A 23,276-nucleotide genomic window follows, 5' to 3' on the forward strand; every position below is an offset into this window, starting at 1 on the left:
GATGCACAGCGGCCCGTGGTTTCCACGGGCCTTTTTTGTTTTGAGATGAGACGTTTGGAATGCTAACTAAAAATAGAGTGACTGGATCCACGCTGACTGCGCTGGCGCTGTCGTTGGTTGTGTCGCTGGCCATGCATCCGGCGCGGGCCGCCGGTCCCGCCGTGGCGAGCGTCAATGAAAGCTGCAAGAAAGAAGCGTTCAAGCAGCTCGAGGGCGCGCAAAGCTGGGTGGTGCGGGTCTGCGACGGGACGGCCGGTGAAACGGAGTCGAACGTGAGCGTATTCGTTGATTATGGAAACACGCGCACCCGGGTTGCCCAGCACGCCCACTTCACTGAAGCGAACGCGGATGGAATCGTGCAGACCAGTTATCGCGCGATCGCACCGGACACGCTGCTCATTGACATGCAGGCCGAGCGAGGCGGGGTGGCGTATCTGGTTCATCCCGTCAGTGATCAGTCGCGTGCGAGCTACGCACGTTTCGAATACGACGGAGGTGACGACGAGAGCCTTAAGGTCAAGCAGCGCGGCGAGCGGATTGTCGCCACGACGCGGGCCAGCCACGTCGAATATGTGATCGACGCGAAGGGCCGCTTGACCCGCGTGAAGCCGGTTCGCTAAGGAAGCCGGCGAGAAGTCGGAGATGCAGCGCCGATCACGCGTTGGCGCGCGTCCTCCTATAATCGCCCCATGCCCATCCGATTCGATGCCGCCGACGCGCACTGGCGCGTCGCGCCCCTCGCGGCCTTCAGCGCCGCCCAGAAAGACTGGCTCACGCGCGGCGGTTCGCTGACCGCGCATTTGCGCACGCTCGGTCAGGTTCAGGTGCGCGTGACGCGCGAAGCCGTCGATAGGCCCTGGTCCGACGAATGCGCCGCGCTCGGCCTCGCGCCGCGCGAGCGCGCGTGGGTGCGCGAGATCGTGCTCGAAGTCGATGGCGTGCCGTTCGTGGCCGCGCATAGCGCGACGCCGCTCGATGCGAGTCACGGCGTCTGGCAGGCGATGCGCCGCTTGCGCACGCGGCCGCTCGCCGAACTGCTTTACAGCGACAGCGGCGTGGCGCGCTCGGCGCTCGTGAGCCGCCGCGTGAGCGCGCGGCATCCGCTGCATGCGCTTGCCGCGCGAGAGATCCGTGCGATTGACGCGGCGCGCGCGCACGCGCCGCATGGGTTCGTCGCGCGGCGGTCGGTGTTCGAGCGTCACGGCAAGCCGCTGCTCGTCACCGAATGCATGCTGCCCGCGCTGTGGGCGTATCTTGCCGATTCGGCTGGCGAGGCGCAGCGGGCGCAACCCGCGCACTCGGCCCGCGAGCGCGGCCCGCTCGGGCATACGGCGTCGCGTGCGCATCAAGCCGCAAATCACGCGACAAACCCCGCGTCGCGCTAAACCGCGTCCGCATCGCCCATGTCCTTCAAACGCTGCTTTCCGCCCGTCGTCGATGCGCACACGCGCGTGCTGATTCTCGGCAGCCTGCCGGGCGAGGCGTCGCTCGCGCATCAGCAGTATTACGCGCACAAGCAGAACAAATTCTGGGCGCTGGTGGGCGAGGTGATCGGCGCGGACCTCGTCGCGATGGATTACGACGCGCGTTTGCAGGCGCTGCGCGCGCATCGTGTCGGACTGTGGGACGTGGTCGCCGAGGCGCGCCGCGAAGGCAGTCTCGACGCGGCGATCCGCGACCACGCCAGCAACGATCTCATCACGCTGATCGGGAGCCTGCCCGCGCTCGAAGCGATCGCGTTCAATGGCGGCACGGCGGCGCGTATCGGCGAGCGCATTCTGGGCGCGCACGCGCCGCGCCTCGCGATTCTGCATTTGCCGTCGAGCAGCCCTGCATATGCGTCGATGAACTTCGCCGCGAAACTCGTGGCGTGGCGCGCGATCGGCGCGTTCGCGGGCGAGCCGGACGACGCGCCGCGTCGCGGGGCGTCCGTGCGGGCGAAGGGGCTCGCGTAAGGGGCATGCGTAACGGGCAGGCGTAACGGGCACGCGTCCAGGCGCGCGTAAGCGCGCCGCAATCTCGCCGCGTTAGCATGCTCTCGCGCACGCCGAAGTGCGCCATCGTCATCGACGGGACACGAGACCACAATGAACAAGAAACGCCTGCTCCTGATCGCTTTTCCCTGCATGCTCGCGCTGGCCGCCTGCGCCTCCGACGACCCGGATGTTGCCGGTCCGCAGGTGCATCCGTCGCCCGAAGCCGTCATGAACCGCTGTCTCGCGTCGGTCGCCGAAACCGGCGCGCCCGTGCCCACCGAAGCCACGCTGGACGCGCGGCAATGGGAGCGCTACGTGAACTGCAAGCTCGGCGGCAATATGTTTGCGAATCCGAAGAAAGTGCCGGTGGAAACCGAAGCCGTGGTGTCGATCCGCGCCACGCCCGATGGCCGCATTCTCTCCGTGAAGCTGCTGCATTCGAGCGGCAATGCCGATTACGACGCGGTCGTCGAGCGCGCCATCGACGTGGCTTCGCCTTTGCCGCCGGTGCCGCCCGCGCTGCGCATCGCGCGCATCGACCTGCATTTTCATCCGGTGCGCGTGAATCCGCTCGCGTTGCAGACGGGCTCGCCCGCGATCGGCGGGATGAACGTGGGCGTCGGCATCAGCGATCAGAGTCATTGGCGCGCCGAGCACTGCAATATCGTGAACGGTGTGAGCGCGTGCGACTGAGTGTTGACTGAGCTTTTTGCGCCGCTTTTTCAGGTGTTTTTTGTGGCGTGAAGGCCGCGTCGTTGCCGTCTAATTGCAGTGCGATGCGCGGCGAATGCTATGCTCTCGATCGCCCGCGCAGTCGCGCTGCAAATGTGTTGTAGCCGCGACTGCTTTTGCTCCTTCCAAGCATCGCATTTTCCACATGACGACTCTGATCAAGCGCGCTTCGGCCGAGGCCCGCGCATTCAACAAGACCGACGCCGCCGAGACCGCGCCGACGACCGGCACGACCCCGGAAACCGAAGCGCCGAAGCAGATCGACGCAGCGCCGCAAGCCGAAGCGCCGGTGCAGGCAGCGGCACCGGCCGCAGCCGAAACCGCAGCGGAGGTCGTGGCGGAAGCGGCAGCGCCGGCAGCCCCGGCAGCTCCGGCAGCGGTTGAAGCCGCGCCGGCAGCCGTGGTGGCTGAGGCAGCGCCCGCGGAAGTCGAAGCGCCGAAGCAGGCCGCAGCGAAGCCGGCTGCCAAGCCTGCCGCGAAGCGCGCAGCAAAGCCGGCCGCGAAGCCGGTCGCCAAGTCGGAAGCGAAGCCCGCCGCAGAAGCTGCGGCGAAACCGGCTGTGAAGGCGGAAGCGAAGCCTGTCGCGAAGGCGGAAGCGAAGCCTGTCGCGAAGGCGGAAGCGAAGCCTGCCGCGAAGGCGGAAGCGAAGCCTGCCGCGAAGAAAGAAGCGAAGCCCGCAGTGAAGGCGGAAGCGAAGCCCGCAGCGAAGAAGGCCGAAGCCCAGCCGGCAGCAAAGGCAGCAGCCAAGCCCGCAGCGAAGAAGGCAGAAGCGAAGCCCGCAGCAAAGGCAGAAGCGAAGCCCGCAGCAAAGGCAGAAGTTAAGCCCGCAGCCAAGCCCGCCGCACGCGTGAAGCGCGCGCCGGCCGCTGCCGCAGCGGTGGTTGAAGCAACGGCAGCGACCACGACGACCGAAAAGCCGACGAAGGCCGCGAAGCCGACGAAGGCCGCCAAGCCCGCCCCGGCAGCCAAGCCGACGAAGCCCGCCAAGCCGCTCAAGGCAGCCAAAGCCGCCAAGTCCACCAAGCTCGCGCGCCGCGCCGCGCTGGCCGCGGAAGAACTCGAACACGCACCGGTCATCGAAAAGCCGCGCAAGCCGCGCTTCGCGCCGGTCACGTTCTCGGAAGAGAGCGGCGTGCGCTACCTGCATTTCGGCACCGAATGGGTGCAGGGCGCGATGCGTCTGTCGAAGCCGCAGCACATCGAACTCGAATACGCGCAGCAGATGATGTCCTGGCTGCTGTTCATCGCCACGCCCGCGCGCATCGTGCAACTCGGTCTGGGCGCCGCGGCGCTGACCAAGTTCGCGCATCGCTATCTGCGTCCCGCGAAGGTCGAGGCGATCGAGCTGAATCCGGCGGTCGTGGTCGCCGCGCGCACGATGTTCGATCTGCCGATGGACGACGCGCGTCTCGCCGTGCGCGAACTCGACGCCTGGGATTTCGTGCAGGACCGCGCGAACCACGGCACGATCGGCGCGCTGCAAATCGACATTTACGATGCGACCGCACGCGGTCCGGTGCTCGACAGCGTGGCGTTCTACCGCGCCGCGCGCGCCTGCCTCGCGGATGCGGGCGTTGCCACGATCAACCTGTTCGGCGATCACCCGAGCTACGTGCGCAACATGAAGCGCCTGAAGGAAGCCTTCGACGGCCGCGTGATCGCGCTGCCCGAAGTGCACGACGGCAACCGCGTCGCGCTGGCGTTCTCGGGTCCGGCGCTCGACGTGAGCTGGGCGGCGCTCGACAAGCGCGCGCGTCTGCTCGAAAGCAAGCTCGGCCTGCCCGCGCACCAGTGGGTCAAGTCGCTGCGTGCGGCCTGCAAGGAAATCGGCAAGGAAGGCGAAACGTTCGCCATCTGAGTCTGACTTCCCGTCGCGCCTGCGTGGCGCGCCGCGAAACGAACCGGCCTTCGGGCCGGTTTTTTTTCGTCCGTCGTTTTTACCGGCTTTCGGATAGCTGACGATTTCGAATCCGAAACGATTCGAAGCGCATGCGCAGCGCGCCGTGACAGCATGGCCGGGGTTGGGGTCCGCCCCGGCTTGACCCGCTATCGGGGCCTCGCTACTCTTTTCAGCGCTTTCGGGGACCTTGCGAGGCACGAGCTCGCGGGCCATCGGCCGTCTCGGCGGCCGTACAGGCGGCGCACCGACGCCGCATAACAACATAAGTGAGGAGGAGACGTCATGGCTCACGACGCCGACGCCGCAAAAGCCAGCAAGCACTGGCTCTGGCTGTTGCTCTTGCCCTGGATCGCGATGATCTGGGTGCCGTCGTACAACAAGGTCGAACCCACGTTGTGGGACTTCCCGTTCTTCTACTGGTATCAGCTCCTCTGGGTGCTGATCAGCGCGGTCATCACCGCGCTCGTCTATCACAAGACCAAGGACCGCTCGAAGCGCGGCAACGCGGGAGGCGCGCAATGAACGTCACCGCAACCTTCGTCTTCGTGCTGTTTTTCATCGGCGTGACGATCATCGGCTTCCTGGCCGCGCACTGGCGCAAGGGCGATCTCGCGCATCTCGACGAATGGGGTCTCGGCGGCCGCCGCTTCGGCACCATCGTCACGTGGTTCCTGCTCGGCGGCGACCTCTACACGGCGTACACCTTCGTGGCCGTGCCCGCACTCGTGTTCGGCGCGGGCGCAACGGGTTTCTTCGCGCTGCCGTACACGATCCTGATCTATCCGTTCGCGTTCGTGGTGTTCCCGAAGCTCTGGGCCATCGCCAAGCGCCATCACTACGTGACGTCCGCCGACTTCGTGAGCGCGCGCTACGGCAGCCGCATGCTCGCGCTCGCCATCGCGGTCACGGGCATCGTCGCGACCATGCCGTACATCGCGCTGCAACTGGTGGGCATCGAAGTGGTGATCGGCGCGCTCGGTTTCGACACGACGGGCTTCGTCGGCGACCTGCCGCTCATCATCGCGTTCGCGATTCTCGCGGCCTACACCTACACCTCGGGGCTGCGCGCGCCGGCGATGATCGCGGTCGTGAAGGACATCCTGATCTACGTGACCATCGCGGTGGCGATCATCGTGATTCCGGCGCAGATGGGCGGCTTCGGCCATATCTTCGCCTCGGTGCCGCCGGCCAAGCTGCTGCTCAAGGCGCCGGACGCGTCGAGCCTGAACGGCTATAGCGCCTACGCGACGCTCGCGGTGGGATCGGCGCTCGCGCTGTTCCTCTATCCGCACTCGATCACGGCGGTGCTGTCGTCGTCGTCGGGCAACACCATCCGCCGCAACATGGCGATGCTGCCCGCGTACTCGCTTGTGCTCGGCCTGCTCGCGCTGCTCGGCTACATGGCGCTCGCCTCGGGCGTGAAGGACATGCCGGAATTCGCGCCGTACTTCAAGGCCTTCGGTCCGAACTTCGCGGTGCCGGCGCTGTTCCTGCACTTCTTCCCCTCGTGGTTCGTGGGCGTGGCGTTCGCGGCGATCGGCATCGGCGCGCTGGTGCCCGCGGCGATCATGTCGATCGCGGCCGCCAACCTCTACACGCGCAACATCCACAAGGAGTTCATCAACCGCAACATGAGCAACGAGCAGGAAACCAACATCGCCAAGCTGGTTTCGCTGATCGTGAAAGTGGGCGCGGTGGCGTTCATTCTCGGGCTGCCGCTCACGTACGCGATCCAGCTGCAACTGCTCGGCGGCATCTGGATCATCCAGACGCTGCCCGCGATCGTGCTCGGTCTCTACACGCGCATGCTCGACTGGCGCGGCCTGCTGATCGGCTGGGCGGTCGGCATCGGCACCGGCACGTGGATGGCGATTTCGCTGCACCTCAAGGGCTCGATCTTCGTCGTGCATCTGTTCGGCATGGACGTGCCGGGCTACGCGGCGGTGTGGTCGCTGATCGTGAACCTCGTGGTGGCGGTGGTGGTGTCGGTGCTCGTGCATCTGTTCGGGATGCAGAAGGGCGAGGACCGTACGCGCCCCGAAGACTATCTCGACGTGGTCGAAAGCTGATTCGAACGCTGACCCGCGCGGCGCGTTCAGGCGCGCCCGCCAGTCGAATAACACGCATGCCCGCGCCGGCGACGGTTGCGGGCATGTGTTTTTCTGGTGCACGATGTTCGCTGCGAGATGTCATACCGACGGCTCTCATCCGAATATCCTGTGCGCACCATGAACTCGTCCGAACACCGATCCGCTCATTCTGCTCACCCCGCCGCCGTGCCGCGCCGACGCGCCCGCTCGCGCGTCGCGCGCGTCTGGCGTGCGCTCACGTCACCGTTCTATCGCTATCGCAATGCGGCGCTCATTCACGCCGTGCGTGTGGGGCTTGCGATGCTCACGTCGATTCTCGCCACCACGGGCATCAACATTCCGCACGGCATCTGGGCCTCGGTCACGCTGCTGGTGGTGATCGGCGGGCTCCAGCATCACGGCAACATCCGCAAGAAGGCTGCGGAACGCGCGCTGGGCACGCTGCTCGGCGCGCTTATCGGGCTCACGCTGATCGTCGTGCAGGCGGTTACGGGCTCGTCGTGGCTCACGTATTCGCTGATGTCGATCGTCGCGGCCGTGTGCAGCTATTACGCGATCGGCAAGCCCGGCTATGTGGCGCTGCTCACGGCGATCACGATGTGCATCGTCGCGGGCCACGGCGACAATCTGATCGACACCGGCCTCTGGCGCACGCTCAACGTGATGATCGGCATCGTGATCGCGCTGGCGTTTTCGTTCGCGCTGCCGCTGCACGCGACCTATTCGTGGCGCTACCGGCTCGCCGATAGCCTGCGCGAATGCGCGCGCGTCTACACGCAGATCGTGAGCGGCGTGCACGTGGACAGCGACGAGCAGATCGAAATCTTCCGCCGCCTCAACCAGCGTCTCGTGCAGCTGCGGTCGCTGATGCCTTCGGTGGCGAAGGAGATCGATGTGCCGGCGGCGCGGCTCGAACAGATCCAGCGTCAGCATCGCGCGATCCTCAGTTCGCTGGAGATGATGGCGACGGGGCTCGGGCGCTACGAACAGCAGCTCGTGCGCGTGGCGTTCGCGCAGCGCAGCGCGCAAGTGCGCGAGGCCTTGCTGGCGACGGCGCGGGCGCTGCGTTTCGGCGGCGCGCGGCATCCCGAGGCGGCTGCGCGGGCCTTGCGCGTGCCGTCGCTCGAAAGCGCGCAGGCGCTGGCGGCGGAGCCGGCCGCGCCGCTCGCGCCGGACATGCAGGGGCCGTACTGGCTGGGTTTGCGTTTCGAGGAACAGGTCGCGCAGCTACGGTCCCTGTTGCTGGAGACCGAGCCGCGCTGGAACATCGAGCGCGCGCACCTGCACCGGATGGTGTGAGGCGCGCGGCGGGGTGGGAAGCCGCTTTGCGGCGATTCAAGCGGGCTTGAGCGGGCTTAAGCGGGCCTAAGCGGCGGGACTTTCGAGCGGCGGCGCGGTGACCATCCACGGCACGCCGAACTTGTCGGTCAGCATGCCGAAGCCTGGCGACCAGAACGTTTTCTGGAACGGCATCGTCACCTGTGCGCCCTTGGCGAGCGCGTCGAAATACCGTTGCGCGGTGGCGGCGTCGGCGGCCGTGAGCGACACGCTGAAGCCGGTGAACTTGTCGTTGCCGGTCATGCAGCCGCCATCGGACATCATGATCTGCGCGTCGCCGACCTGAAGCGTGGCGTGCATGATCTTGTCGGCGAATTCGGCGGGCATGGGACGCGCCGGATCGGGCGGCGCTTCCTTGAAGCGCATCTTGAACAGTTCCTGCGCGCCGAGCGCTTCGCGATAGAACGCGATCGCCTCTTCGCAGTTGCCGGGGTAGAACAGGTAGGGCTGGATCTGCATCGTCGTTTTCCTTGCGGACCAAACCGGGACCAGGCAGGGCGGTCCGCGCGCGCGAATGCGCAACGGTTGTGGGGAGCTTGCGGGGATGAAACGCGCGGCTGAGTGCGCCGCTGTCCTGATTCTAGGCGCAGGCCCGCGCGCCGCCGCACGGTGCGTCGCCAGGGTTTGCGAGAGCGCAGAGATGGAATGGAGGTTGCAGGGCGGCGCGCGCTGAGCCGTGCATCGCGCGCGCATCGGTGCAAGCCACGGTACAAATGAAAAGGGCCGCACGTTTTGCACGTGCGGCCCTGCATATTGTCGAGCGATCAGTAAGCGTTTAACACGCGCTCACCGATGGTTCGGCGTTTCACTTCGCGCCTTACTTCGCGCGCAGTTCCTCGACCATCTTGTCGAGCTTGACCGCGTCGGCGGCGAAGGCGCGGATGCCTTCCGCGAGCTTCTCGGTGGCCATCGCGTCTTCGTTGAGCAGGAAGCGGAACGACGCTTCGTCCACGGCCACGCGTTCGATCTGCGTGTCCTTGAACGCTTCCGGCGAGAGCTTGCGCTCGACCTTGTCGTTGCTGTCGTGCAGCTTCTGCAGCAGGTCCGGGCTGATCGTCAGCAGGTCGCAGCCCGCCAGTTCGACGATCTGGCTCGTGTTGCGGAAGCTCGCGCCCATCACCTCGGTCTTGTAGCCGAACTTCTTGTAGTACGCATAGATCTTGCGCACCGACTGCACGCCCGGATCGTTCGCGCCGCCGTCCTTCGCGTCGTCCCAGTCCGCGCCCTTGGCCTTCTTGTACCAGTCGTAGATGCGGCCGACGAACGGCGAGATCAGCTGCGCGCCCGCTTCGGCGCACGCCGCGGCCTGCGCGAGCGAGAACAGCAGCGTCATGTTGCAGCGGATGCCTTCCTTCTGCAGCACTTCGGCCGCGCGGATGCCTTCCCACGTCGACGCGAGCTTGATCAGCACGCGCTCTTTCTCGATGCCTGCCTTCTTGTACAGGTCGATGATGTGGTGAGCCTTGTCGATCGACTTCTTCGTGTCGAACGAGAGACGCGCGTCGACTTCGGTCGAGACGCGGCCCGGAATGATCTTGAGGATTTCAGTGCCGAAGGCGATCAGCAGATGGTCGATGATCGCCTCGACCGATTCGCCCGCGTGATCGCGCACGGTTTTTTCGAGCAGCGGCCGGTACTCGGCTTTCTGCACGGCCTTGAGGATCAGCGACGGATTGGTGGTCGCGTCCTGCGGCTTGTACTGCACGAATTGCTGGAAGTCGCCCGTGTCGGCGACGACGGTGGTGTACTGCTTGAGCTGATCGAGTGCGGTAGTCATGTCAGGCCTTGTGGGCGCATGCGCGCCAGCGACGGTGAAAGTGGACGGCTGCCGCGCGGCCCGTTGGGACCGGCGCGGCGCACACCGTCATTTTATGGCGGATCGGGAGGCGGTGCGATGTCGCGTACGCGCTCGCCGTGCCGTCATGTTTGCGATGCGGTTTTTCAGGCGCGGCGCGCGTTCAGGATCACCTGCGTGAGCACGCCCGCGACCAGGCCCCAGAACGCCGCGCCGATCGACAGCAGCGTGAGCCCGGAGGCCGTCACCATGAAGGTGACGAGGGCCGCTTCGCGCTCGCTCGGGTTTTGCATCGCGTTGGTCAGGCCGCTCATGATCGAGCCGAACAGCGCGAGCGCCGCGATCGAGACCACGAGCGCCTGCGGAAACGCCGCGAACAGCGCCGCGATGGTCGCGCCGAAGGTGCCCGCGATCAGATAGAAGATGCCGCACCAGACCGCCGCCATATAGCGCTTGTTGCGGTCCTCGTGCGCGTGCGGGCCGGTGCAGATCGCCGCCGTGATCGCCGCAAGATTGATGCCGTGCGAGCCGAACGGCGCGAGCACGAGCGAGGCGAGGCCCGTGGTGGCGATCAGCGGCGAGGAGGGCGTGTTGTAGCCGTCGGCGCGCAGCACGGCGATGCCGGGCACGTTCTGCGAGGCCATCGCCACCACGAACAGCGGAATGCCGATGCTCACGATCGCCTGCACCGAGAACGCGGGCATCGTGAACACGGGCTTGGCGACCGCCACGCGGAAGTGGCTGAAGTCGAGCAGGCCGAGCGTCGCTGCGGCCGCCACGCCCACCACCAGCGTGCCGACGATCGCATAGCGCGGCACTGCGCGCTTGAGCAGCAGATACGCGAAGAACATCGTCAGCACGAGCGGCGTCTGCACCTGCGCCGCGTGGAAGATTTCGATGCCGATCTCGAACAGGATGCCCGCGAGCAGCGCCGCGGCGATGCCGCCGGGAATGCGCTTCATCAGCGTGTCGAACCAGCCGGTGAGGCCCACGGCGGTCAGCAGCAGCGCACAGACGATGTACGCGCCGATCGCTTCCGCGTAGGGCACGTGCGGCAGCGAGCTGATCAGCAGCGCTGCGCCGGGCGTCGACCACGCGATCACGGTGGGCGCGCGGAACCACAGTGAAAGGCCGATGGTGGTCACGCCCATGCCGATCGAGAGCGACCAGATCCACGAGGAAATCTGCTCGGGCGTCAGGTGCGCGGCCTGGCCCGCCTGGAACATCAGCACGAGCGAACTCGTGTAGCCCGTCATCATCGCGACGAAACCGGCCACGATCGTGGCGACCGACGTGTCGGCGAGCGGCCGCAGCGGTCCCGGCCGGACGCTCGCCGGCAGGTCGGGGGATGAAGGCGCGGTCATGCTGGAACTCTCCTCGTTTTACCTGTAAATGTCGGATGTGGCGTTATTTGCTCAGCACGCGCATGGCGGTTTCGAGCCCCGCGACGGTGAGCGGATACATGCGATGCCCAAGAATTTCGCGGATCACCGACACCGATTGCCGGTATTCCCAAAGCCGCTCGGGTTCGGGATTGAGCCACGCGAAATGCGGGAACTGGTCGGCGAGACGGCGCAGCCAGACGGCGCCCGCTTCCGGGTTGTTGTACTCGACCGAGCCGCCCGGTTGCAGCACTTCGTAGGGGCTCATGGTCGCGTCGCCGACGAAGATCAGCTTGTAGTCGGGCGTGAACTTGTGCAGCAGGTCCCACGTGGACGTGCGCTCCGCGTGGCGGCGGCGGTTGTTCTTCCACAGGTAGTCGTAGACGCAGTTGTGGAAGTAGTAGAACTCCAGATGCTTGAACTCGGCTTTCGCGGCAGAGAAGAGTTCTTCGGTGCGCTTGATGTGATCGTCCATCGAGCCGCCTACGTCGAGCAGCATCAGCACCTTCACCTTGTTGTGGCGCTCCGGCACCATCTTGAGGTCGAGCCAGCCCGCGTTGGCGGCGGTGCTGCGGATCGTGTCGCCGAGATCGAGTTCCTCGGCCGCGCCTTCGCGCGCGAAGCGGCGCAGACGGCGCAGCGCGACCTTGATGTTGCGCGTGCCGATTTCCACCTGATCGTCGTAGTCGCGATACGCGCGCGCGTCCCACACCTTCACGGCGCTGCGCTGGCCGCCTTCGCCGCCGATGCGAATGCCCTCGGGGTTATAGCCGCCGTTGCCGAACGGCGAGGTGCCGCCCGTGCCGATCCACTTGCTGCCGCCTTCGTGGCGCTCCTTCTGTTCGTCGAACAGTTGCTTGAGGCGCTCCAGGAGCTTGTCGAGTCCGCCCATCGCCTCGATCTGCGCGCGCTGCTCGGGCGTGAAGTCGCGTTCGAGCCGCTTCTTGAGCCAGTCCTCGGGAATCTCGAACGCCTGCGCCGACTTCTTCTCGATGCCGCGGAAATACGCGCCGAAGGCCTGATCGAAGCGGTCGAAATACTGTTCGTCCTTCACGAGCGTCATGCGCGCGAGAAAGTAGAAGTCGTCGAGCGACGGCGCGATCACGCGCTCCTTGAGCGCTTCCACGAGCGTGAGGTACTCCTTGACGGAGACCGGCAGCTTCGCGTCGCGCAGCGTGTAGAAGAAGTCGATCAGCATGCGGATTCTCCGTGCTTCGTGCGTGCTTTTTTTGCGTGCTCGCCGCGCCTTAGCGGTTGTGGCGGTTCATGTAGATGAGCCGCTCGAACAGCGTCATGTCCTGTTCGTTCTTGAGCAGCGCGCCCGCGAGCGGCGGCATCGTCTTCGAGCCGTCGGCGGCGCGCAGCGCGGCGGGCGGGACTTCTTCGGCGAGCAGCAGCTTGAGCCAGTCGAGCAGTTCCGACGTGGACGGCTTCTTCTTCAGGCCCGCGACGTTGCGCAGTTCGAAGAAGCTTTCCATCGCCGCGTTCAGCAGTTCCTTGCGGATGCCCGGATAGTGCACTTCGACGATGCGCTGCATCGTGGCCGGATCGGGAAAGCTGATGTAGTGGAAGAAGCAGCGGCGCAGGAAAGCGTCGGGCAGTTCCTTCTCGTTGTTCGACGTGATGATGACGAGCGGGCGCTGCTTCGCCTTGATCAGTTCGCGCGTCTCGTAGACATAGAACTCCATGCGGTCGAGTTCGCGCAGCAGGTCGTTCGGGAATTCGATGTCGGCCTTGTCGATCTCGTCGATCAGCAGCACGCTCGGCTGCTCCGACTCGAACGCCTGCCAGAGCACGCCCTTGACGATGTAGTTGCGGATGTCCTTCACGCGCTCGTCGCCGAGCTGCGAATCGCGCAGGCGCGAGACCGCGTCGTATTCGTAGAGGCCTTGCTGCGCTTTCGTGGTGGACTTGATGTGCCACTGCATGAGCGGCATGTCGAGCGCGGCCGCGACTTCTTCGGCCAGCATCGTCTTGCCGGTGCCCGGCTCGCCCTTGATGAGCAGCGGACGCTTCAGGGTGATCGCGGCATTGACCGCGAGCTTGAGGTCGTCGGTGGCGACGTACTGCGAAGAGCCTTCGAAACGCGTGGCGCGCATGATGAACCGCTCGCTAAAAAAATCCCAGTATAAGTCAGAAGGGGTGTTGGCCCTTAAGGGGCTCGCGTATCGTTGGCACCGCCCGATGCGGCACCTGTTTGTGGCCGGAACTGTCGTTCCCGGCGCATCAGGGTTCCCCCGCACGACCCGCCCGAAGGCCCCTCGTACAACGCCCGAGCCCCGTCTGGCGGGCCTGAGCGGGCGCCGGGCGGGTGGACTCCCGGTGGACGTGCGGCGCGGCGTCGCGGTATACTCGGACCGATTTTTTTCGGCCTGCACGGCGACCCCCAAAAGTAAAACAGCAGTAATGCGGCGCAGGCCGTGGCCTGCGGTTCGGGCGTTCGAATCCCCTCAAGCCAGGTTGGATGCTATGAAAAAAATTGTCGGCAAGCACGTCATGTTCGGAGCATTGACCGTGCTGGCGGGCTTCGCGGCCACGGCACACGCGGATGTCGTGGGCAACGCGAAGGCAGGGCAGGACAAGGTGGCGATGTGTATCGGCTGTCATGGTATTCCCGACTATCGCACGGCCTATCCCGAGGTCTACCACGTGCCCATCCTGGGCGGCCAGAACGCCCAGTACATCGCCAACGCCCTGCACGGCTACAAGAAAGGCGACCGTCACTTCGAGACCATGCACGCCATTGCGGTGTCGCTCAGCGATCAGGATATTGCGGATATCGCGGCGTATTACTCGTCGCAGACGCCCGCCTCGAAGAACAATCCCGAGAAGTAACCGGCACGCGACTGAGAGGAAAAACCATGAACATGTCCCGCATGGCCGCGCCCGCGCATGCCCGCCGCCGCGCGTATGCGCCGGCCGCCGCGATCGTTGCAGCCGCATCGGCACTGGCCTTCACGCTCGTCGCGCTGCCCGCGCAGGCCGCCGACGCCGCCAAAGGCAAGGTGCTCTCCGAGAGCCACAACTGCGCCGCCTGCCACGGCGAAAACCTCAACAAGCCGGTGAGCCCGGAGTATCCGAAGCTCGCGGGCCAGCATGCCGATTACATCTACTGGGCGCTGCGCCAGTACCAGATGGGCGGCAACAACCCGCATCTGGGCCGCAACAATCCGATCATGCAGGCGCAGGTGCAGAGCCTGTCGCAGAGCGACATGAAGGATCTGGCCGCGTATATCGAATCGCTGAAGGGCGATCTGGTCGAGAAGAAGTAAGCGCCGGCGAACGCGCGATCAAAGCAAAAACACCCCGTTCGGGCCGCGTTGGCGGTTCGAACGGGGTGTTTTTGTTCGTGGATGCTTCGCGTATCGACGTCTGGTGGCGCTCAGTCGCGCGTGGCGCGGCGTTCGATGCGTTGCAGATAGGCGTCGGTGTCGGGCGGCGTGTTGGTGCGCTGCGCTTCCCAGATGGTCTCGCCGAGACATTCCATGATCGCGTGCTGCGCGTCGTGCGTGGAGCCCATGCGCGCCGCGAGCCGGTCGTGCGCCGCGCGGATGCCGGGCGGCTGGTCGATCGACAACTGCTCGCTGATCGCCAGATGCATCGACAGATGCAGGAAGGGATTGCTCTGCCCGCGTTCGGGCGAATAGTCCTGGGCGGCGGCCTGATCGGCGTCGGCGAGTTCCGCGTGATACTCGGGATGCTCGACGATCCAGTCGGCGGCGATCGCTTCGAGCGGCGTGAGGATTTCGCCCGCGCGCTGCTTGCGCCAGGTCTCGGTGAAAAAGCGGCGGACTTCGTCGCGGCTGGGATTGAACATCGTGAGTGGTGCCGGGTGGGGAGGCCGGTTCAGTGCGAACCGGCTTCGTCGTTGGAGTCTATCGAGCGATTTTACGCCGCCAGGCGTGGGCCTGCCGGAGGCGCCACGGGCGCTCGGGCGCGAATCAAGGGCCGGAACTGGGGCGAAAAACGCAGGCGCTAAAGCTCAAAGATCGGGCGGCGGCGTCTTCTGCCTGAACTCGCAGACCGGCTCGATCACGCAATGCCAGCATTCCGGCCGGCGCGCCTTGCAGACGTAGCGGCCATGCAGGATCAGCCAGTGATGCGCGTTCACGAGGAATTCCTTCGGCGTGAACTTCTCCAGCGCAAGCTCGACGGCCTTCACGTCCTTGCCGGGCGCGAGGCCGGTACGGTTCGCAACCCGAAAGATATGCGTATCGACGGCGATGGTCGGCTGGCCGAACGCCACGTTGAGCACCACGTTCGCGGTCTTGCGGCCCACGCCGGGCAGACCTTCGAGCGCCTCGCGCGTCTGCGGCACCTCGCCGCCAAACTGCTCGATCAGCTTCTCGCAGGTGGCGATCACGTTCTTCGCCTTGGTGCGGTAGAGGCCGATCGTCTTGATGTAATCGGCCACGCCTTCCTCGCCGAGCGCGAGCATGGTCTGCGGCGTGTTCGCGACGGGAAACATCCGCCGCATGGCCTTGTTCACCGACACGTCGGTGGCCTGCGCGGACAGCAGCACGGCGATCAGGAGTTCGAACGGCGTCGAGTACTCCAGCTCGGTTTCGGGATGCGGATTGATGCTCTGCAGCGTTTCGAAGATGGCGCGGCGCTTGGTGGCGTTCATGCGGATAGGCGTGGGCGCGAGGATCAGGCGGGCTTGTCGCCGCCGGACGGTTGATCGGACGTGTTGCCGTTCGTGCCATCGCTCGCGTCACCGGTCTTGCCGTCCGGCGACGCGGCGATGCCCAGACGCTTGCGGCGCGCCTCGGCGGCGTCGATCTGCGCCTGCACGTCGGCGCTGACCTGCTCGGTGTTGCGCGGGCCTTCGCCGCGCGCCGACAGTTCCGCTTTCTTCTGACGAGCGCGTTCAAGCGCAGCCTGGATGATGGCTTTCTTCTTCGCTTCGGCGTCGTCGGCGGGCGCGGATTGCGGCGCGGCAGCGGCGGGCGTGGCGGCGGCGTCGGGCTGCGCGCCTTGTGCCTCCTGCGCGCGTGGCGCGGGTGCGGCGGCGGCAGCCGCGCGGCGGGCCGCGGCGCGCGCTTCGGCGGCGTCGCGCTCGGCGGCGAGGCGCGCCTGGCGGCGGTCGTGGCGCAGACGCGCGTCATCGGCCTGCTGTTGCGTCCAGGCGTCCCAGCCGGTGGCGTCGCCCGTCACCGGAATCATCGCGATGCAATCGACCGGGCAGGGCGGCACGCACAGGTCGCAACCCGTGCAGAGATCCTTGACGATGGTGTGCATCTGCTTGGGCCCGCCGACGATCGCATCGACCGGACACGCCTGCATGCACAGCGTGCAACCGATGCAGACCTGTTCGTCGATGAACGCGACAGGCCGTGCGCGCTCGACGCCATTGACCGGATTGATCGGAATAACGGGCTTGCCTAGCAGCGTCGCGAGGCGTTCGACGCCCTCGGCGCCGCCGGGGGGGCACTGGTTGTAATTGGCGGTGCCGGCCGCGACGGCTTCGGCGTAGGGCCGGCAGCCGTCGTAGCCGCACTTCGTGCATTGCGTCTGGGGCAGCAGATCTTCGATGCGATCTGCGAGTGTTTTCGGTTCGTTCACGGTCGCGACTTCTGGGCGGGCCCGGGGGGGATCGGGGGGGCCGGGCGGCGGCGCGATGTTGGCCAGCGAGACGGCAAGGCCGTCTGGCGAGGCACGCGCGCGCGGCGCCAAAGCCCGCATTATCGCCGATTTCCCGCATTGCCATCGGCAGGGCATGTGCCATAATCAAAGTGCTTAATTCGAATCGTCAGCGGCCGCGCGGGTGTTGCGCCGGTATCCGGCAAGGTCCGGCCAGGCGGGCGCGCGCGATTCGAGGCAGGCATAGAGGAGTGCTTCACGACGCATCGTCAGGCGAGGGTCCGGGCGATGTCGCATAACGAGAGCAAGACCGAAAAACGAAGGGTGTCAGTCCATTAACCTGGCGCGCCCCGCAGTCACGTTGCTGCTACATGGGTTTGGAGAGGCCCGGCAGCGTGAAGTGGGAACCCGCGCGCCTATCGAGCGATCCTGCCACCATGAATCAGCCGAAAATCAAAAGAGATCCCGAAGGCACGCGCCGCCGCATCCTGCTCGCCGCAGCAGAAGAATTCGCGAACGGCGGCCTGTTCGGCGCACGCGTTGACCAGATCGCGAGGCGCGCGGAAACCAATGAGCGCATGCTCTATTACTACTTCGGAAGCAAGGAGCAATTGTTCACCGCCGTGCTCGAACACGCGTTCGGCGCACTGAACGAAGCCGAGCGCGCGCTCGATCTCGCCGGACTCGCGCCGGTCGAGGCCATCACGCGGCTCGCGCATTTCGTCTGGGATTACTACCGCGATCATCCCGAACTCCTGCGGCTCGTGAACAACGAGAACCTGCACGAGGCGCGCTACATGCAGAAGTCCACGCGCATCCACGAGATGGTGTCGCCGATCGTCGCCACGCTCGGCGCGATCCTCGCGCGCGGCGAGGCCGCAGGCCTGTTCCGCTCCGACATCGATCCGCTGCGTCTGTACGTGACGCTCTCGGGCATGGGCTACTACATCGTCTCGAACCGCTACACCATCAGCGCGACGATGGGCCGCGACTTCAGCACGCCCAGCGAGCGCGCCGAGGTCATCAAGCTCAACACCGAGATGCTGCTCGCGTTCCTGATGCGCAAATGACGCCGACGTAAAAAAACGCCGCGCCGGTTGAAGAACCGGCGCGGCGTTTTCGCATGCGCGTGAGGCGGGCTTAGACGCGGACTCAGACGACCGCGCTTTCCTTGCTGCGCTGTTTCGTCTGCTGATACTGGCGGAAGAATTCGCGCAACTGCGGATAGATGATGGTGCGCCAGCGGCGGCCCGAGAAAATGCCGTAGTGGCCGCACTTTTCCGCCGTCAGGCGATGCCGGTTCGGCTCGGGGATGTTCGTGCAGAGATCGTGCGCGGCATGCGTCTGGCCGGAACCCGAAATGTCGTCGAGTTCGCCTTCGATCGTGAAAAGCGCCGTGTCGCGGATATCCTGCGGCCGCACGCGCTCGCCCGCGACGTCCCACGTGCCTTCAGCGAGGCGGAAGTCCTGGAACACCGTCTGGATGGTCTCGAGGTAATACTCGGCGGCCATGTCGAGCACCGCGTTGTATTCGTCGTAGAAACGGCGATGTGCTTCGGCATCCTCTTCGTCGCCGCGCAGCAGGCTCTTGTAGAAGTCCCAGTGCGCGGTGGTGTGGCGGCCCGGATTCATCGCCACGAAGCCCGCGTGCTGCAGGAAGCCCGGATAGACCTCGCGCCCTTCGCCTGGATAGTTGGCCGGCACCGTATGGATGACGTTGTTCGCAAACCAGTCCAGCGAGTGTTCGGTTGCGAGCGAATTGACCGCCGTGGGGCTGCGGCGCGCGTCGATCGGGCCGCCCATCATCGTCATGGTGAGCGGCGTGTCCTCGCCGCGCGACGCCATCAGCGAGATGGCCGCGAGCACCGGCACGGTAGGCTGGCACACCGACATCACGTGCAGGTTCTTCGCGCCGATATGGCGGATGAATTCCTGGATGTACGCGACGTAGTCGTCGAGATGGAACGGACCGGCTTCGAGCGGCACCATGCGCGCGTCGACCCAGTCGGTGATGTAGACCTTGTGGTCCTGCAGCAGCGTGCGCACCGTGTCGCGCAGCAGCGTGGCGTGGTGGCCCGAGAGCGGCGCGCACACCAGCACCGAAGGCTCGTCCTTGAGCGCGGACACGGCGCCGGGGTCGTCGGCGTAGCGCTTGAAGCGCAGCAGACGGCAGAACGGCTTTTCGACGATGGTCTGCTCGACGATCGGAATGTGAAAACCGTCTTTCTCGATCTGGCGGATGTCGAATTCGGGCTTCTCGTAATCCTTGCCGAGGCGGTACAGCAGCTCGTAGCCGGCCGCGAGGCGCGTGGCGCCCGGGATCAGCGAGAACGGGCTCGACGGGTTCGAAAACGACTTGGACGCCGCCTGGGCCCACGCGGTAAGCGGGCTCAGCAGGGCACGCTGGTATTCACGAATTTGGTAGAGCATGGATGCTCCAGCATCAGGGGTGGTTCGCCTCCGCGCCGCGCCGCTGCGCGGGTGGGCGGCGGCGGGCTGGGAGAGTGGGTCGGTCAGGCTGTTTATCGGCCTGGGATGGCGCCGCTTGAGGCGCATGCGTGGCTTCGGCGCCGCTTGCGCACGCACGCCGCCTCCATGGCCCGCGCGGCGCAGGCGCGCCTGGCCGGCCTTTCAGGACCGCAAAGCACGCGCCCGATGGAGCAGAAAACCGGGCTAAAAAACCGTGGTCGATCATATCGGACCCCAGAACGTTGTGCAATGCAGCATCCCAGTGTAACTTACCTCGCGCAAACTCATAGGCGCTTTCGAACAATTACGAAGCGGTTGTCGCCGATTTGTCAGCGAGGTCCGATTCCATGGCCGTTTCCGGTGTGGCTGGATGGCCCGTTTCGCTGGCCATTTGCTGCTCGTGCCGCATCAGGTTCAGGCCCGTGTGCACGAGCGCCACATGCGAGAAGGCTTGTGGGAAATTTCCCACAAGTCGGCCGGCAATCGGATCGTATTCCTCGGCGAGCAGGCCGACGTCGTTGGCGAGCGCGAGCAGTCTTTCGTACATCTTGCGGGCGTCGTCCATGCGGCCCTGGAGCGCGAGGTTGTCGACCATCCAGAAGCTGCACGCGAGGAAGGTGCCTTCGCCGGGCGGCAGGCCGTCGTTGAACTCGGTGGTGCGGTAGCGCATCACGAAGCCTTCGCACATCAGATCGCGCTCGATCGCCTTGACGGTGCCCGCGATGCGCGGATCTTTCGCGGGCAGGAAGCCGACCAGCGGCATCAGCAGAAGGCTCGCGTCGAGGTCGGTGCCGCCGTAGATCTGGGTGAAGGAGTTCAGCTCCGTGTTGAAGCTGCGCTCGCAGATGGTCGCGTGGATCGTGTCGCGCAACTCGCGCCAGTGATCGACCGGGCCGGGCAGATCGAATTGCTCCGCCGAGCGCACGCAGCGATCGAACGCCACCCACGCCATGACCTTCGAGAACGTGAAATGCTGGCGGCCGCCGCGCGTTTCCCAGATGCCTTCGTCGGGCTCGGTCCAGATCGTTTCCAGATGTTCGAGCATCGCGCACTGGATCGACCACGCGGTTTCGTCGGCTTGCAGGCCGCCCACGCGCGCGAGATGCAGCGCATTCATCACTTCGCCGTAGACGTCGAGCTGCAATTGCCCGACCGCGTTGTTGCCCACGCGCACGGGCTTCGCGCCTTCATAGCCGGGCAGCCAGTCGAGTTCGAACTCGGGCAGGCGGCGCTCGCCCGCGAGGCCGTACATGATCTGCAATTGCGAAGGCGAGCCGGCCATCACGCGGCCGAGCCAGGCGCGCCAGGCGCGCGCTTCGTCGTAGTAGCCGCCGCGCATCATGGCGAGCAGCGTGATGGTGGCGTCGCGCAGCCAGCAGTAGCGATAGTCCCAGTTGCGCGTGCCGCCGAGCTGCTCGGGCAGCGAGGTCGTGGGCGCGGCGACGATGCCGCCCGTGGGCTCGTAAGCGAGCGCCTTGAGCGTGATGAGCGAGCGGCGGATCGGCGCGGCCCAGCGGCCTTCGACGGTGCTGCGCGCGGCCCATTCGGCCCAGAAGTTTTCGGTGCGCGCGAGCGCCGTGAACGGATCGCGCGGCGGCGGCAGACGCAGATGCGAGGCCGCGTAGGCCATCGAGAACGGCACGCGCTCGCCTTCCTTGACCTCGAAGTCCGCGACCGTGTGCATGTTTTCGCCCTGCAGATCGACGGGCGTGCGCAGCACGATGGTGTCCGGGCCGACCGTGGCCTTGATGCCGCTCTCGTAGGTGAGCCGGCTCACCCACGGCACCGAAAAGCCGTAGTCGAAGCGCATCACCAGTTCGCAGCGCATGCGCACGGTGCCGCGCCGGCCCACGACGATGCGCACGAGCTCGCTCCAGCCGTTGCCGGGCGGCATGAAGTCGATCAGCGTAACGGCGCCTTCGGGCGTTTCGAAATCGGTTTCGAGGATCAGCGTGTCGCCGCGATAACGGCGCGTGATCTTGATGTCGGCGCGCGAGCCGTCGGCGGCGGGCGCGGGCGAGAGCAGCCAGCGGCCGTTGGCTTCGGTGCCCAGCAGCGCGGCGAAGCACGCGCCGGAGTCGAAGCGCGGCCAGCACAGCCAGTCGATGGAACCCTCGCGGGACACGAGCGCGGCCGTGTGGCCGTCGCCGATCAATGCATAGTCTTCGATGAGTGCGGGCATGGTAAGCAGATTGACAGCGTTACGCGAATCAACACGTGAAAAACACGCGAACAAACGAGCGAAACAAACGGGCGAAACAATCGATACGGCGCATGCACGCACAAGATTAGTGGGTGCAGGGCCGCTCGCGCAACGCGTTTCGACGCGCATGGGGCGCAACAAGCTGATGCGGGAAGTGCCCGGGAGCGTCGGGTGGACGCCGGGCCGGGCGTCAGAAATGCCCGTTCGTGCCGAACAGCCCGATGATCCCGATGATGATGAGGTAGAGCGCAACGATGTAGTTGAGCAGGCGCGGCACGGCGAGAATCAGGATGCCGGCGATGAGCGCGACGAGCGGGCCGATGGCGACATGGATGTTCATATTCACTCCTGGGTGGGCGCGAACGGGCGTCTGGGTGGGCTTCTGGCCATCAGGCGCGCGCATCCTCACTTATACTGGTCTAACCCTCATAACATTCGTGCTCGCGCGCCGCTTCACGGGTCATGGCCGTTACGCGCCGCGCGCTGCCGATTTGCATCATCCAGGTTCGACAAGAAGAAAGGAGGTCGACATGTTTCAGGACCACGCAGCCGCAATCGGCGTGCCCGCGCGTGCGCAATCCCGTGCGCAATCGCGTAACCCGTCGCGCGGCGTCATTCGTCAGATCATCAAGGGCATCGCCATCATGGCCGGTGTCGCTGCCGCCACGACCGCGTTCGCGCAGGGCAGCGCGGGCGCCCAGGCCGCCGGCAACGGCGTCTACGATCTGATCGTCGGCACCTATACGGGCGGCAAGAGCGAAGGTCTCTACGTCTATCGCTTCGATTCGAAGACCGGCGACGCGCAGCAGGTCAGCGTCGCGAAGACGGTGAACCCGTCGTATCTCGTGGTCAGCAAGGACAAGCGCTACGTCTACGCCGTCAACGAACTGCCCGGCGACAACGGCCCGGCCACCACGCGCGGCGACGTCAGCGCGTTCGGCTTCGACGCCGCGAGCGGCCAGCTCACGTTCCTCGACAAGGTCTCGGCGCAGGGCAACGACCCGTGCTATCTGAGCCTCTCGCCGGACGGCAAGTATCTGTTCGTCGCCAACTATTCGGTGGCCGCCGATCCGGGCGGCAGCTTCGCCGTGCTGCCGGTCGAGCAGGACGGCAAGCTCGGCCAGTCGGTGCTGACCGTGCATCACGAAGGCGGCGGTCCGGTGAAGGGCCGCCAGGACAACGCGCACGTCCACTCGACCGTGTTCTCGCCGGACGGCCACTATCTGTTCACGCAGGATCTCGGCACCGACAAGCTCTGGACCTACCGCTACACGCCGGACGGCTCGCGCGGTCTCGTGAGCCCGGCCGAATGGCGCTACACCGGCGTGAAGGCCGGCACCGGCCCGCGTCACCTCGTGTTCGGCAACGACGGCCGCCACGCGTACCTGACGAGCGAACTCGCGGGCACCGTCAGCGTGTTCAACTACGAAGACGGCCGCCTGAAGCTCGAACAGGTCGAGAAGCTCGCCGAACCGGGCTTCAAGGGCGCGGTGGGCGCGGCGGCGCTGCATCTGTCGCCGGACGGCAAGTTCCTCTACGTGTCGAATCGCGGCGACGCCAACGACATCTCGATCTTCGCCGTCGATCAGACGAGCGGCAAGCTCAAGCGCGTCGGCCGTCAGGCGAGCCTCGGCAAGTCGCCGCGCGAGTTCGCGATCGATCCGAGCGGCCAGTGGCTGATCGTCGGCAACCAGAACAGCGACACGGCCTACGTGTTCCGCCGCGATCAGGAAACGGGTCTGCTCGAAGCGAACCCGAAGAAGATCGAGATCGGTTCGCCGGTCGACTTCAAGTTCGTGACGCCTTGA

Annotated in this window: 22 protein-coding genes and 1 pseudogene; 12 read left to right on the forward strand and 11 right to left on the reverse strand. The window is 65.9% G+C overall.

From position 1 onward, the window contains the following. Positions 1-59: 59 nt before the first annotated feature. The 8 genes and pseudogenes from U4Y88_RS10540 (at position 60) to U4Y88_RS10575 (ending at position 7,997) form a co-directional block, all read left to right on the forward strand. Positions 60-620: a hypothetical protein gene (locus U4Y88_RS10540; protein WP_321783782.1), complete on the forward strand. Its 561-nt coding sequence runs from the start codon at positions 60-62 to the stop codon at positions 618-620. Positions 621-689: 69 nt separating this feature from the next. After that, complete coding sequence (locus U4Y88_RS10545; RefSeq protein WP_321783784.1) at positions 690-1,385, forward strand: chorismate--pyruvate lyase family protein; 696 nt, start codon at positions 690-692, stop codon at positions 1,383-1,385. Positions 1,386-1,403: 18 nt separating this feature from the next. After that, a complete protein-coding gene (locus U4Y88_RS10550; protein ID WP_224011946.1) occupies positions 1,404-1,955 on the forward strand; it encodes a DNA-deoxyinosine glycosylase in 552 nt (183 codons plus the stop codon). Between the two features lie 132 nt (positions 1,956-2,087). Continuing rightward, the gene (locus U4Y88_RS10555) at positions 2,088-2,669 is read left to right on the forward strand and encodes an energy transducer TonB (RefSeq protein ID WP_321783786.1); all 582 of its coding nucleotides are present in this window, start codon (positions 2,088-2,090) and stop codon (positions 2,667-2,669) included. Between the two features lie 1,096 nt (positions 2,670-3,765). Further along, positions 3,766-4,566 (forward strand): annotated as a pseudogene (locus U4Y88_RS10560) (spermidine synthase); the annotation flags it as partial. Positions 4,567-4,890: 324 nt separating this feature from the next. Next, entirely contained in the window at positions 4,891-5,130 is a 240-nt protein-coding gene (locus tag U4Y88_RS10565) for a DUF3311 domain-containing protein (protein ID WP_224011948.1), read from the forward strand. Further along, on the forward strand, positions 5,127-6,677 hold the full coding sequence (gene mctP, locus U4Y88_RS10570) for a monocarboxylate uptake permease MctP (protein WP_224011949.1): 1,551 nt from the start codon (positions 5,127-5,129) through the stop codon (positions 6,675-6,677). Before U4Y88_RS10565 ends, mctP begins: the two co-directional genes overlap by 4 nt. Before the next feature lie 159 nt (positions 6,678-6,836). Next, entirely contained in the window at positions 6,837-7,997 is a 1,161-nt protein-coding gene (locus U4Y88_RS10575; protein ID WP_321783788.1) for an FUSC family protein, read from the forward strand. Between the two features lie 66 nt (positions 7,998-8,063). Here U4Y88_RS10575 and yjdN read toward each other — a convergent pair whose 3' ends face one another. The 5 genes from yjdN to U4Y88_RS10600 form a co-directional block, all read right to left on the reverse strand. After that, positions 8,064-8,495, reverse strand: coding sequence for a VOC family metalloprotein YjdN (gene yjdN / locus U4Y88_RS10580; RefSeq protein ID WP_310629823.1), 432 nt, complete (start codon positions 8,493-8,495; stop codon positions 8,064-8,066). Between the two features lie 358 nt (positions 8,496-8,853). Further along, positions 8,854-9,813 (reverse strand): transaldolase, encoded by a 960-nt coding sequence (gene tal / locus U4Y88_RS10585; protein ID WP_224011952.1) that lies wholly within the window; start codon positions 9,811-9,813, stop codon positions 8,854-8,856. Positions 9,814-9,977: 164 nt separating this feature from the next. After that, the gene (locus tag U4Y88_RS10590) at positions 9,978-11,195 is read right to left on the reverse strand and encodes a benzoate/H(+) symporter BenE family transporter (protein WP_065063665.1); all 1,218 of its coding nucleotides are present in this window, start codon (positions 11,193-11,195) and stop codon (positions 9,978-9,980) included. 43 nt (positions 11,196-11,238) lie between these two features. After that, positions 11,239-12,411: a vWA domain-containing protein gene (locus tag U4Y88_RS10595; RefSeq protein WP_224011953.1), complete on the reverse strand. Its 1,173-nt coding sequence runs from the start codon at positions 12,409-12,411 to the stop codon at positions 11,239-11,241. A 49-nt stretch (positions 12,412-12,460) separates the two neighbouring features. Next, positions 12,461-13,312 carry an AAA family ATPase gene (locus U4Y88_RS10600; RefSeq protein ID WP_224011954.1) on the reverse strand — a complete coding sequence of 284 codons (852 nt, stop codon included), beginning with the start codon at positions 13,310-13,312 and terminating at the stop codon, positions 12,461-12,463. Between the two features lie 370 nt (positions 13,313-13,682). On the opposite strand from U4Y88_RS10600, the gene U4Y88_RS10605 reads away from it, so the two are divergent. Further along, positions 13,683-14,048: a c-type cytochrome gene (locus U4Y88_RS10605; RefSeq protein WP_224011955.1), complete on the forward strand. Its 366-nt coding sequence runs from the start codon at positions 13,683-13,685 to the stop codon at positions 14,046-14,048. Positions 14,049-14,089: 41 nt separating this feature from the next. Further along, positions 14,090-14,485: a c-type cytochrome gene (locus tag U4Y88_RS10610; protein WP_224011967.1), complete on the forward strand. Its 396-nt coding sequence runs from the start codon at positions 14,090-14,092 to the stop codon at positions 14,483-14,485. Between the two features lie 110 nt (positions 14,486-14,595). Here U4Y88_RS10610 and U4Y88_RS10615 read toward each other — a convergent pair whose 3' ends face one another. The 3 genes from U4Y88_RS10615 to rsxB all read right to left on the reverse strand — a co-directional run bounded on the left by U4Y88_RS10615 (position 14,596) and on the right by rsxB (position 16,778). Beyond that, entirely contained in the window at positions 14,596-15,030 is a 435-nt protein-coding gene (locus U4Y88_RS10615) for a DUF1841 family protein (RefSeq protein WP_065063655.1), read from the reverse strand. Between the two features lie 165 nt (positions 15,031-15,195). Beyond that, complete coding sequence (nth, locus tag U4Y88_RS10620; RefSeq protein WP_321783790.1) at positions 15,196-15,840, reverse strand: endonuclease III; 645 nt, start codon at positions 15,838-15,840, stop codon at positions 15,196-15,198. A 23-nt stretch (positions 15,841-15,863) separates the two neighbouring features. Next, positions 15,864-16,778 (reverse strand): electron transport complex subunit RsxB, encoded by a 915-nt coding sequence (gene rsxB / locus U4Y88_RS10625; protein WP_415774420.1) that lies wholly within the window; start codon positions 16,776-16,778, stop codon positions 15,864-15,866. Positions 16,779-17,233: 455 nt separating this feature from the next. Between rsxB and U4Y88_RS10630 the strand changes: the two genes are divergently transcribed. Further along, positions 17,234-17,866, forward strand: coding sequence for a TetR family transcriptional regulator (locus U4Y88_RS10630; RefSeq protein WP_224011957.1), 633 nt, complete (start codon positions 17,234-17,236; stop codon positions 17,864-17,866). An 82-nt stretch (positions 17,867-17,948) separates the two neighbouring features. Here U4Y88_RS10630 and U4Y88_RS10635 read toward each other — a convergent pair whose 3' ends face one another. The 3 genes from U4Y88_RS10635 to U4Y88_RS10645 all read right to left on the reverse strand — a co-directional run bounded on the left by U4Y88_RS10635 (position 17,949) and on the right by U4Y88_RS10645 (position 21,808). Continuing rightward, positions 17,949-19,226 (reverse strand): polyhydroxyalkanoate depolymerase, encoded by a 1,278-nt coding sequence (locus U4Y88_RS10635; RefSeq protein ID WP_310630507.1) that lies wholly within the window; start codon positions 19,224-19,226, stop codon positions 17,949-17,951. Between the two features lie 343 nt (positions 19,227-19,569). After that, positions 19,570-21,447, reverse strand: coding sequence for a glycoside hydrolase family 15 protein (locus U4Y88_RS10640; protein WP_321783792.1), 1,878 nt, complete (start codon positions 21,445-21,447; stop codon positions 19,570-19,572). 211 nt (positions 21,448-21,658) lie between these two features. Continuing rightward, positions 21,659-21,808 carry a DUF3096 domain-containing protein gene (locus U4Y88_RS10645; protein WP_224011960.1) on the reverse strand — a complete coding sequence of 50 codons (150 nt, stop codon included), beginning with the start codon at positions 21,806-21,808 and terminating at the stop codon, positions 21,659-21,661. 190 nt (positions 21,809-21,998) lie between these two features. Between U4Y88_RS10645 and U4Y88_RS10650 the strand changes: the two genes are divergently transcribed. Next, on the forward strand, positions 21,999-23,276 hold the full coding sequence (locus tag U4Y88_RS10650; protein ID WP_321783794.1) for a lactonase family protein: 1,278 nt from the start codon (positions 21,999-22,001) through the stop codon (positions 23,274-23,276).

Source organism: Paraburkholderia sp. J94, assembly GCF_905220285.1.
GTDB classification, from domain to species: Bacteria; Pseudomonadota; Gammaproteobacteria; order Burkholderiales; family Burkholderiaceae; genus Paraburkholderia; species Paraburkholderia tropica_A.

What these genes read in the sequence shown, in the direction of transcription:
- U4Y88_RS10540 (WP_321783782.1), top strand. Translation starts at nt 60, where the DNA reads ATGCTAACTAAAAATAGAGTGACTGGATCCACGCTGACTGCGCTGGCG.
- U4Y88_RS10545 (WP_321783784.1), top strand. Translation starts at nt 690, where the DNA reads ATGCCCATCCGATTCGATGCCGCCGACGCGCACTGGCGCGTCGCGCCC.
- U4Y88_RS10550 (WP_224011946.1), top strand. Translation starts at nt 1,404, where the DNA reads ATGTCCTTCAAACGCTGCTTTCCGCCCGTCGTCGATGCGCACACGCGC.
- U4Y88_RS10555 (WP_321783786.1), top strand. Translation starts at nt 2,088, where the DNA reads ATGAACAAGAAACGCCTGCTCCTGATCGCTTTTCCCTGCATGCTCGCG.
- U4Y88_RS10565 (WP_224011948.1), top strand. Translation starts at nt 4,891, where the DNA reads ATGGCTCACGACGCCGACGCCGCAAAAGCCAGCAAGCACTGGCTCTGG.
- mctP (WP_224011949.1), top strand. Translation starts at nt 5,127, where the DNA reads ATGAACGTCACCGCAACCTTCGTCTTCGTGCTGTTTTTCATCGGCGTG.
- U4Y88_RS10575 (WP_321783788.1), top strand. Translation starts at nt 6,837, where the DNA reads ATGAACTCGTCCGAACACCGATCCGCTCATTCTGCTCACCCCGCCGCC.
- yjdN (WP_310629823.1), bottom strand. Translation starts at nt 8,495, where the DNA reads ATGCAGATCCAGCCCTACCTGTTCTACCCCGGCAACTGCGAAGAGGCG.
- tal (WP_224011952.1), bottom strand. Translation starts at nt 9,813, where the DNA reads ATGACTACCGCACTCGATCAGCTCAAGCAGTACACCACCGTCGTCGCC.
- U4Y88_RS10590 (WP_065063665.1), bottom strand. Translation starts at nt 11,195, where the DNA reads ATGACCGCGCCTTCATCCCCCGACCTGCCGGCGAGCGTCCGGCCGGGA.
- U4Y88_RS10595 (WP_224011953.1), bottom strand. Translation starts at nt 12,411, where the DNA reads ATGCTGATCGACTTCTTCTACACGCTGCGCGACGCGAAGCTGCCGGTC.
- U4Y88_RS10600 (WP_224011954.1), bottom strand. Translation starts at nt 13,312, where the DNA reads ATGCGCGCCACGCGTTTCGAAGGCTCTTCGCAGTACGTCGCCACCGAC.
- U4Y88_RS10605 (WP_224011955.1), top strand. Translation starts at nt 13,683, where the DNA reads ATGAAAAAAATTGTCGGCAAGCACGTCATGTTCGGAGCATTGACCGTG.
- U4Y88_RS10610 (WP_224011967.1), top strand. Translation starts at nt 14,090, where the DNA reads ATGGCCGCGCCCGCGCATGCCCGCCGCCGCGCGTATGCGCCGGCCGCC.
- U4Y88_RS10615 (WP_065063655.1), bottom strand. Translation starts at nt 15,030, where the DNA reads ATGTTCAATCCCAGCCGCGACGAAGTCCGCCGCTTTTTCACCGAGACC.
- nth (WP_321783790.1), bottom strand. Translation starts at nt 15,840, where the DNA reads ATGAACGCCACCAAGCGCCGCGCCATCTTCGAAACGCTGCAGAGCATC.
- U4Y88_RS10630 (WP_224011957.1), top strand. Translation starts at nt 17,234, where the DNA reads ATGAATCAGCCGAAAATCAAAAGAGATCCCGAAGGCACGCGCCGCCGC.
- U4Y88_RS10635 (WP_310630507.1), bottom strand. Translation starts at nt 19,226, where the DNA reads ATGCTCTACCAAATTCGTGAATACCAGCGTGCCCTGCTGAGCCCGCTT.
- U4Y88_RS10640 (WP_321783792.1), bottom strand. Translation starts at nt 21,447, where the DNA reads ATGCCCGCACTCATCGAAGACTATGCATTGATCGGCGACGGCCACACG.
- U4Y88_RS10645 (WP_224011960.1), bottom strand. Translation starts at nt 21,808, where the DNA reads ATGAACATCCATGTCGCCATCGGCCCGCTCGTCGCGCTCATCGCCGGC.
- U4Y88_RS10650 (WP_321783794.1), top strand. Translation starts at nt 21,999, where the DNA reads ATGTTTCAGGACCACGCAGCCGCAATCGGCGTGCCCGCGCGTGCGCAA.